This is a genomic window from Dietzia sp. Alg238-R159 (genome assembly GCF_900537145.1).
GTDB classification, from domain to species: domain Bacteria; phylum Actinomycetota; class Actinomycetes; order Mycobacteriales; family Mycobacteriaceae; genus Dietzia; species Dietzia kunjamensis.
The window spans coordinates 58,942-67,902 of record NZ_UNRI01000014.1; the positions used below are offsets into that span (position 1 = coordinate 58,942).

The 8,961-nt window shown below is 63.9% G+C and carries 7 protein-coding genes; 4 read left to right on the forward strand and 3 right to left on the reverse strand.

The features are described 5' to 3' along the window. Positions 1-2,375: 2,375 nt before the first annotated feature. The gene (locus tag G6R20_RS17615) at positions 2,376-3,335 is read left to right on the forward strand and encodes a zinc ABC transporter substrate-binding protein (RefSeq protein ID WP_163377183.1); all 960 of its coding nucleotides are present in this window, start codon (positions 2,376-2,378) and stop codon (positions 3,333-3,335) included. A 108-nt stretch (positions 3,336-3,443) separates the two neighbouring features. On the opposite strand, the gene chrA is transcribed toward G6R20_RS17615, so the two are convergent. The 3 genes from chrA to G6R20_RS17630 are packed head-to-tail and all read right to left on the reverse strand — an operon-like array spanning position 3,444 to position 5,852. Continuing rightward, positions 3,444-4,871 carry a chromate efflux transporter gene (chrA, locus tag G6R20_RS17620; RefSeq protein ID WP_163377184.1) on the reverse strand — a complete coding sequence of 476 codons (1,428 nt, stop codon included), beginning with the start codon at positions 4,869-4,871 and terminating at the stop codon, positions 3,444-3,446. A gap of 40 nt (positions 4,872-4,911) precedes the next feature. Beyond that, positions 4,912-5,340, reverse strand: coding sequence for a chromate resistance protein ChrB domain-containing protein (locus tag G6R20_RS17625; RefSeq protein WP_163377185.1), 429 nt, complete (start codon positions 5,338-5,340; stop codon positions 4,912-4,914). Further along, positions 5,337-5,852: a Chromate resistance protein ChrB gene (locus G6R20_RS17630; protein ID WP_204650039.1), complete on the reverse strand. Its 516-nt coding sequence runs from the start codon at positions 5,850-5,852 to the stop codon at positions 5,337-5,339. Before G6R20_RS17630 ends, G6R20_RS17625 begins: the two co-directional genes overlap by 4 nt. Before the next feature lie 76 nt (positions 5,853-5,928). Here G6R20_RS17630 and G6R20_RS17635 point away from each other — a divergent pair, with 76 nt between their 5' ends. The 3 genes from G6R20_RS17635 to G6R20_RS17645 form a co-directional block, all read left to right on the forward strand. Beyond that, on the forward strand, positions 5,929-6,318 hold the full coding sequence (locus G6R20_RS17635) for a metalloregulator ArsR/SmtB family transcription factor (protein WP_163377186.1): 390 nt from the start codon (positions 5,929-5,931) through the stop codon (positions 6,316-6,318). Next, a complete protein-coding gene (locus tag G6R20_RS17640) occupies positions 6,318-7,541 on the forward strand; it encodes an MFS transporter (RefSeq protein ID WP_163377187.1) in 1,224 nt (407 codons plus the stop codon). The genes G6R20_RS17635 and G6R20_RS17640 overlap by 1 nt, the downstream gene beginning before the upstream one ends. A gap of 82 nt (positions 7,542-7,623) precedes the next feature. Next, positions 7,624-8,961: potassium transporter TrkG (locus G6R20_RS17645; RefSeq protein ID WP_163377193.1), on the forward strand; the 1,338-nt coding region annotated here is incomplete at its 3' end.

Below are 8,961 nucleotides of genomic sequence, written 5' to 3' on the forward strand. Positions count from 1 at the left end.
CAGACCCGACGGCTAGTTTTCACTGTTTCCGACAGCGGTCTTCGCGAGTTGCAGGCTCTGATTAGTTCTGGCGGCCGCACTCGAACCGAAGAACAGGCCTTTACTCAGATCCGCGAGTTCAGCGAAATATCGCTCCCTCGCGAACAAGACGTGCTTCGCTCGCTGGAACCGGATGAGGGAAATCTGGCGTCGCCCCCCTTGGCTACTTGGGAAGCGGTGTTGCATCCGCGTGGATCGAGATTTGGTGACCCCGTACAGATAGATGAAGAGACGCTTGGTAGGTGGTTCAACCTCGTTGCAACCGCGGGAGGCGAAGTACATCAGGATTACATCCGAGAAGTCGGTGGGCTGACATTCAGCCCCGTCAGCCTTTCGGCCCAGGCGGCGTCGTCCATCGCGCTATTCAATCCATTGCGGGTGTTGCGTCCGATGCCTGCTATGCGGCCGCGACCCCGATTTGGGACCCGAAGTGCACAGCGGCTTGTTGCGCCGGCTACCCACGAGCCTGTACTAAACACAGTCTCCGTAGCTGTCTTTGACGGTGGTGTGGACACCGCTCGTAGGAGCGGTCATCTGTTTGATATTCCTACACACCACCTCACCCCCGAAGCCCCAGAGCAAGATGACCTCGACCACGGAACTGGGGTCACTGGCGCTGTGTTGTACGGCCTTGTGGGTCCTGGACAGCAAGCGCCTATACCGCCCCTCCCGGTCGAGAGCTACCGCGTTCTGCCGGCTCCCGGGATCCCCGGAGACCTGGAGGGATACTGGGTTCTCGATGAGATTAAGAAGGCAGTTGAAGACAACGGGCATCGCCTAGTTAATCTGAGTCTCGGTCCCACCCTTGCGGTTGAAGATGACATGGAACCAAACCGGTGGACGAGTGAACTCGATCAGCTGGCCTGGGACAAGGATGTCCTGTTCGTCGTGGCTGCTGGAAATGACGGGGAGGAGGACCAAGAAGCTGGGCTCCACCGGGTACAAGTGCCAGCTGATATGGCTAACGGTCTCGCCGTTGGGGCTTGCGACACGCCCGCTCCAGAAGCTCCGTGGGGTCGAGCCCCGTACTCGTCGATGGGGCCTGGTCGACATGGTTCGCGAATTCAGCCTCTCGGCGTTCAATTCGGAGGCGCCGAAGGTCGACTCTTTGATGTGGTCCGATCAGATGGGAGTTTTCTGGCCGCCACTGGAACGAGTTTCGCTGCGCCCGTGACAACACATGCCCTTTCGAAACTGATCACGCGTCTTCCGCGTGTCAACAGCAGCGTCTTAAGGGCTTTCGCCACCCACTTTGCGGAGCGACCACGACAGCATGTCAAACTTCGAGACGAAGTCGGGTATGGGCGTCAACCGTTGTCTTACGATGAGATTCTCGAATGCGCCCCGCATGAGGTGCATGTTTTGTATGTCGACCAAATCGAACGAGGGGATCTCCTCGGATATCAAGTGCCAGTTGCGGATCCTGCGACTAGAGACATAAAACTAAATATCACGCTCGCCTATGCTTCACCTGTCGACCCTACTCAGCCGACCGAGTACACCAGTGCCTCCCTCGAATTAGTGCTCCGACCTCATCATCGCCTCTATTCGCTTTCTCCCCCGAAAAACATTTCGGAAAAGAGCCGAGTTTTGGATATCGGTGGAAGCGAAGCGGCAGCCCTGCTCTCTGAAGGTTGGACTCAGAGCCAAGAACCCGTTACAAAAACTCTTAGCAATTCGAAGAAGGGAAAGCCGGAGTTTCAGTTACGTGACAGTGGAAAGTGGGAGACCGTACGTCACTATCGTGTATCGGTCAAAGCTGGAGAGGTGGAATTGCCTAGAATCGAGCTCTCCTATACTGCTCGACGAAGCGGTGCGCTGGACAACTCGCCGACGAAGATTCCATTCGCTCTCCTCATTTCTGTGATCGATGAGTCTGGGGCAACCGACGTCTACGACAACGTGAGATCACGATTTAGTGCGCTTCGGCCTGCCCAACGAGCGCGGGCCCGCCTTCAGACAAGGAGCGCGACACCTGTCCATTGGTACTGAAGCTAGGCCTCTGTCTTGCATTAGATTCGGCACGCCTGGCTTGTCATAAGGTCTGGTTACCGGCGGCGACTGCATAGCTCATCGGGTGCGGCTTAGGGTTTGGCTACCCGCCCGGACCGAGCCCTCCAGTTGCCCGGTGATGTGGTCGGCGCGGAGTCTGTGGTCGCCGCATTGTTGCTGTCGGTTCAGGGTCCGGACGCGTGAGGCTGCCAAGCGTCCGATGTGGACCTGGCGTAGCGGGCCGTCCTGCGCGTCAGTGACGGGCGCCCGCTACCATCCTTAATGGAAATGAATCCCGTTACTGTTTGTTTGAGGAGTCCGCGGTGGGCAGAGTACGACGCACGATGGCGTTGACTGGAGTTGCACTGACTACGGCGGTCGCTCTGACTGCCTGCAGTAGCACCGACGATGGGGGCGCCAGCGACACTGCGCAGGTGAGCGTGGTGGCTTCGACGAATGTGTGGGGCAGCGTTGCGGAGGCTGTGGCCGGCGAGCATGCCACCGTCACCGCGATCATCGATGAGCCGTCCGCGGATCCGCATTCATTCGAGGCCAGCCCCGCCGACGCCGCCGCCATCACCGATGCCTCCCTGGTCGTCTACAACGGCGGCGGTTATGACAAGTTCGTCGACGACGTCCTTGGCGGCAGTGGCAGCGCGATCCCTGCCGTTGATGCATTCTCCCTGGCAGAACGCGCCGCCGACACGCCTGAGGAAGCTGCCGCCGACGACGACGGCCACGATGACCACGACGACCACGCTGGTCACGCGCACGGGTCGATCAACGAGCACGTCTGGTATGACACTGCCGTGGCAGGCGCCATGGCGTCGGCCATCGCCGAGCAGCTCGCCGGGATCGACCCCGCCAATGCTGCCGCTTACACGGCCAATGCGGAGACGTTCCGCGCGCAACTCACCGATGTGGACGCTGTGATCGCGTCGATCGCCGCCGACGATGCCGACGCTGTTGTCGTGCAGAGCGAGCCGATCGCTCATTATCTGATCGAGGCCGCGCGTCTCGACAACGCGACCCCGGCCGAGTTCGAGCGGGCTATGGAGAACGGCACCGACCCCTCACCCGCGGCGATCACTGAAACCCTGGCACTTATGGGCGACAAGCGCGTCCGCGCCCTGATCTACAACGTTCAGACGCAGGACGACGTCTCCCAGAATCTGCGTGCCACCGCTGAGGAGTCCGGGATCCCCGTCGTGGAGGTGACCGAGACCCTGCCCGAGAACACCGACTACATCACCTGGATCACCGCGGCAGCCCAGTCCCTCGGTCGAGCGCTGCAGTCCTCGTAGCTTGCCCAGCCGATCAATCGCGAGGCCGCTGTCGCCAGGACCACGTGCATCATCGCGCGATGGTGGTTGGAGAACTCGTTGTGAGTCCGATGGTTGTGGCGGTCGGTGTCACGGTAGAGGTAGTCCGGCGGCGGCTGCTGCTGCGCCGAGTGCTGCGCAGACTGCCAGGGTGCGGAGAACTGGCCATTTCAGTGGGAAGACCAGTATCAACGCGATGATGGTGATGGCGGTGCTGACGGGTTGCCAGGTGGACAGGTCGGGCAGTTCGAGCCGGATCGGGCCCCAGTGCAGTGCGGTGGTGGTGGCGAACAGGGTGTGGAAGGCGAAGTAGAGCGCGAGATTCGCGATGACGCCCACGACGGCAGCGGTGAGGCCGGTCAGTGCTGCGGAGAGCGCCTTGTTGTTGCGGAGTTGTTCGATGTACGGGGCGCCGAGGAACACGAACACGAAGCACGGGACAAAGGTGACCCAGGTGGTGATCAGTGCGCCGAGGGTTCCTGCGATCCACGGGTCCAGTCCGCCGGGGTTGCGGTAGGCGCCGACGAAGGCGACGAACTGCACGACCATGATCAGCGGACCGGGAGTGGTCTCGGCCAGGGCGAGACCGCGGACCATCTCCCCGGGGGCGAGCCAGCCGAAGACCTCGACGGCGCGCTGAGCAACGTACGCCAGGACCGCGTAGGCGCCGCCGAATGTGACCAGCGCTGTGCCCGTGAAGAACATGCCCTGGGTGGTGAACACACTGTCGGTGCCGGTGAGCAGTGCGACAGCGAGCAGCGGTATCCCCCAGACGGCGGTACCGATCGCCAGCACCATCCCTGCGCGTCTTGTGGTCGGTCGCTCGGAGTGCAGGACGTCGTCGGGGATGAGTGGCGGCGGTTCGTCAGCGTCGGTGGCCCGTGGCGTGGCTTTGCTCTGCAGCGCGTCGGGCCGGAGTCGGCCGAATAGCCAGCCGATGGCGGCAGCGGCGACGATCACGACGGGGAACGCGACGGAGAAGACCGCCAGCGCGATGAACGAGGCCACTGCCAGCAGCACCAGTGCCCGACTGGCCAGGGCGCGGCTGCTGACCCGGTGGACGGCTTGGGCGACGATCGCCACCACAGCGGGTGCCAGGCCGGCGAAGATCGCCGTGACGGCCGTGGTGTCGCCGAACGCCACATAGATACCCGACAGGGCAAGCATCGCCACCATGCCCGGCAGGACGAAAAGAGTGCCGGCGGCGATGCCGCCCCGTGTGCCGTTAAGCAGCCAACCGGTGTAGATCGCCAACTGCTGCGCTTCCGGGCCGGGCAGAAGCATGCAGTAGTTGAGTGCGTGCAGGAACCGTTTTTGGCCGATCCACTTCTTCTCATCGACCAGGGCGCGTTGCATCACGGCGATCTGTCCGGCCGGCCCACCGAAGGTTTGCAGGCTGATGGCGAACCAGGTGCGCAGTGCAACGCGAAGCGGGATGGCGTCGCCGCTCGCAGGTCGGATTCGCGCTGGGGGCCCTTCGGTAGCGGCCGGGATGTCGGCGGTGTTTTCGCTGGTCATGGTATTGGGAGTCCTGGTTTCGGTAATGGGGTGGGCGAGATCAGGCGGGCCGCCCGCCGAGCAGGCTCCGGCGGAAGTATTCGTAGAGTCCGTTGAAGACCGGCGCGGTGACGGCCATCGTGTGGTGGTCGTCGCCGATCATCGACAGTCCGCGAAGGACGGTGTCGAGGCCGGGTGCTTCGGGGGCCTCGTACCGGTCGTCTTCGAGGTCTGCCTCGTGGATGATCTCGGCGATGCGCCACAGGACGGGGTCGGCCAGCTCGTAGCGACGCAGGATCGTCTCGAACGTGCAGTCCCCGTTGTGGTGGGACAGATCCACACCTCGCATATCGAACGGGGTGGCGTCTGCTGGCACGTCGTCGGGTCCGGTCACGAAGATGAACTCGGCCTCGCTGTCGACGAACCGGGTGATCAACCACGCGCAGGCAGCGCGATCAATGTGGATCCCGGTGCGAGTACTCCACTTCACAACGATCCCTTCGTCTGAGTTCTATCTGCGGCTTGCGCATCGGGGCTGGCGAGTTGCCGGAGGGCGGTGTGGGCGTCGGTGCGTTCAGGCGGGGGGAAGTAGTCGCGCCTGGTGATCTGACGCCACTGATTGCGCAGGCGGCGCAGGCTACTCACTCGCTCCGCCTCTGTTGCGTGCAGCGCCGTGGATGCCTGGGCGGCGAGATCGGCGTACTCCGCGGCGCGGGCGGATCGCATCTGCTCGATGAGCTGGAGCTCTTGGGCCTGGGTGGTCGCCGACGCGATCCAGACCCCGGCCTGGCCGCCCCACTCGAGGACCTCATCGGCAAGCCACTCCAGATGCTCCCGCGACCTGGCGTCGTCGGGCAGGGCAACGACATTGTCGGCGAACTGGGCCACCCCGAGTCTTTTGAGCTTGCGCCATAGCGCAATCCGCGGCGTCGACGGCTCCCGAGGCAACCGATAACTCAGCAGCACCCACTGGCCGCGTGTGGCGGAGATCGCGTTGTCCACACCCGAAATGAAACCACGGTTACATCCTCTCGGACAAGCTGGAGATCTGCAGTTGGCGGTATGCAATAATCTGCGCATGGACGCAGATACGCAGATATGCGGGCTCGATCCGGATAGCCAGTTCGTCGAATTGGCCGTGGAGGTGTTCGCGATGCTGGCCGATGCCACGAGAGTGCGGATCATTCTCGCGTTGCGGCAGGCCGGGGAGATGTCGGTGAATCATCTGGCCGACGTGGCGGACAAGACCCCAGCGGCGATCTCGCAGCACCTGGCGAAGCTGCGACTGGCCCGCATTGTCGAGAGCAGACAGGAGGGCCAGCGGGTGTTCTACCGGTTGGCCAATGAGCATGCTTCGCAACTGGTCTCCGACGCGATCTTCCAGGCAGAGCATGCCCTCGGGGGGACTCCTCGCCATCACCAAGTCCGAACTGGTGGGCTGCCGGCGGTACCGACTGGGCCGCACTGATGGTCGGAGTTCTTCGGAACCCGACCTATGCCCGGTTGTTCATCGCGCAGGTGGTGGCGCTCCTGGGTACGGGCTTGCTGACGGTCGCCCTCGGATTGCTGGCGTTTGACCTGGCTGGACGCGATGCTGGCGCGGTAATGGGTACGGCGTTGACCATCAAGATGGTGGCGTACGTGGGTGTGGCGCCGGTGGTGGCGGCGCTGGTGGATCAGATTCCGAAAAAGGCCGTCCTTGTGGGGGCGGACCTCATCCGGTTCGCGGTCGCGTTACTCCTGCCGTTTGTCGCTGAGGTGTGGCAGATCTATGTCTTAGTGTTCGTATTGCAGTCGGCTTCGGCGACGTTCACCCCAGCATTTCAATCCCTGATTCCGGCGGTCCTCCCGGATGAGCGTCAGTACACCCGTGCGTTGTCGCTTTCGCGGTTGGCGTATGACCTCGAATCGTTGCTGTCGCCTGCTATCGCCGCCGCACTGTTGGCCGTGGTGAGCTACCACGACTTGTTCGTCGGTACCGCGATCGGTTTCGCCGGATCCATCGTGTTCGTACTCCTAGCGCACCTGCCAGCGGCAGCGGCCACCTCCTCGGAGCTGCCGTTCTGGCGCCGGCTCCGGGAAGGGGCCGGGGTATTCGCGCGCACAAGAACCCTGTGGTTTCTGATGTGCGCCAACGTCGCGGTCGCGGCCGGCACAGCACTGGTGATGGTCAATACCGTCGTCTACGTCCGCGGGGTGATGAACCGCGGTGACTCCGCCCTCGGCCTCGCCTTGGCGTGCTACGGGATGGGGTCCCTTCTGGTCGCGGTGGCCACCCCGCGGGTCGTCGAACGCATCGGGGTGATCCGCACCATGTCGGCCGGTATCGCCGTGACCGTGATGTCGCTGGCAGCGGCCGTGGCGCTCACCGTCGTTGTCCAATCGACCGGCACCGGGTGGGAATGGCTACTGGGAACATGGTTTGCGCTGGGCATAGGCACGTCCCTGATCAACACGCCGTCATCGCGCCTACTCGCCGACGCCTCCAGCGACCGGAACCGCAATCTGGTCTACACGGCCCAGTTCGCACTATCGCACGCCTGCTTTCTCCTCACCTACCCGATCGCGGGCCAGTTGGGCGCATCCAGCCTGACCTTCGCCGCCAGCGCACTTGCCGCGATTGCTGTTCTCGCGGCCGTCGCTGCGACAGTCGTGGCAAGGCGAGGGCGCCCGACTATCCGACCTGATTAGCTCACGGTTCTAAGGGCGGTCGTCGGTGGCAGGTCTATTGTCGTTTCTCGTGACTGCGTATGGGCGGGTGTCACCGTCTGTGATGCGGCGGTGGGCGGGCTGGGCGACGTTGAGTCCGGTCCGGGTCGTCGCCCTGAGTTTCGCTGCGGCGATCGCGGTGGGGACCGGGTTGCTGCTGCTGCCCGCGGCGGTGGCGTCCGGGGGCGCCACCAGTGTGACCGCAGCGCTGTTCACGGCGACGTCGGCGATGTGCTTGACCGGGTTGATCGTGGTGGACACCCCTGTGCACTGGTCGGGATTCGGTCAGGCGGTCATTCTGGGGCTGATCCAGGTCGGTGGCCTGGGGATCATGACCATGGCCTCGTTGGTGGGGCTGATGTTGGCGCACCGGATCGGACTCAAGGCACGGTTGAACACCGCCGCCGAGGCCCGGGCGGCCGAACTCGGCGACGTGCGGGGCGTGGTCGTGGGCGTGGTCCGGATGAGTTTGCTGATCGAGGCGGTCACCGCGGCGGCGCTGGCGATTCGTTTCGCGGTCGGGTACGACGAGCCGGTGCTGCGGTCGCTGTGGCTGGGCGTGTTCCATTCGGTCTCGGCGTTCAACAACGCCGGGTTCGCGCTGTACAGCGACAACGTGATCGGCTTCGCCACCGATCCGTGGATCTGTGTGCCGTTGATGGTGGCGGTGATCCTGGGCGGGTTGGGCTTCCCGGTCCTGTTCGAGGTGGGGCGGCGCATCCGCCGGTCCGGATCCGCGGCCCGGGAGCACCCGCGGTGGAGCCTGCACACCCGGCTGACCGTGCACGTCACGGCGATCCTGCTGCTGGCGGGGTTCGCGGCGGTCCTGGCGCTGGAGTGGACCCGCACGCTGCAATCGTTCGGTTTCGCCGACAAGGTCCTGGTGGCCGCGTTCCAGGGGACGATGCCCAGAACCGCCGGCTTCAACAGTGTCGACTACGCGCAGATGGACGAGGCGACCCTGCTCGTGACCGACGTGTTGATGTTCATCGGAGGCGGCAGCGGAGGCACCGCCGGCGGGATCAAGGTGACGACCTTCGCACTTCTGCTGTTCGTCATGGTCGCAGAGGTGCGGGGCGAGAAATCGGTCACGATCTTCGACCGCCGTGTGGACACCCGCGTCCAGCGCCAGGCGTTGGCCGTGGCACTCATCGGTATCGGATTGGTGACGGTCTCGACCATCGTGCTCCTGGCGGGGACGCCGTTCGGGCTCAATGAACTGCTGTTCGAGGTCACTTCCGCGTTCGCCACGGTGGGGCTGTCCACCGGCATCACCGCGCGGCTTCCCGAGTGGGGTCAGTGGATACTGATCGGACTGATGTACCTGGGCCGGATCGGCCCGATCACCATGGTCAGTGCCCTGGCCGCTCGCCAGCGCGGACGACGGTACGACCTTCCCGCA

Bases quoted from the DNA above. Each gene is read 5' to 3' on its own strand.
- G6R20_RS17615 (WP_163377183.1), top strand. From the start codon at position 2,376: ATGGCGTTGACTGGAGTTGCACTGACTACGGCGGTCGCTCTGACTGCC.
- chrA (WP_163377184.1), bottom strand. From the start codon at position 4,871: ATGACCAGCGAAAACACCGCCGACATCCCGGCCGCTACCGAAGGGCCC.
- G6R20_RS17635 (WP_163377186.1), top strand. From the start codon at position 5,929: ATGGACGCAGATACGCAGATATGCGGGCTCGATCCGGATAGCCAGTTC.
- G6R20_RS17640 (WP_163377187.1), top strand. From the start codon at position 6,318: ATGGTCGGAGTTCTTCGGAACCCGACCTATGCCCGGTTGTTCATCGCG.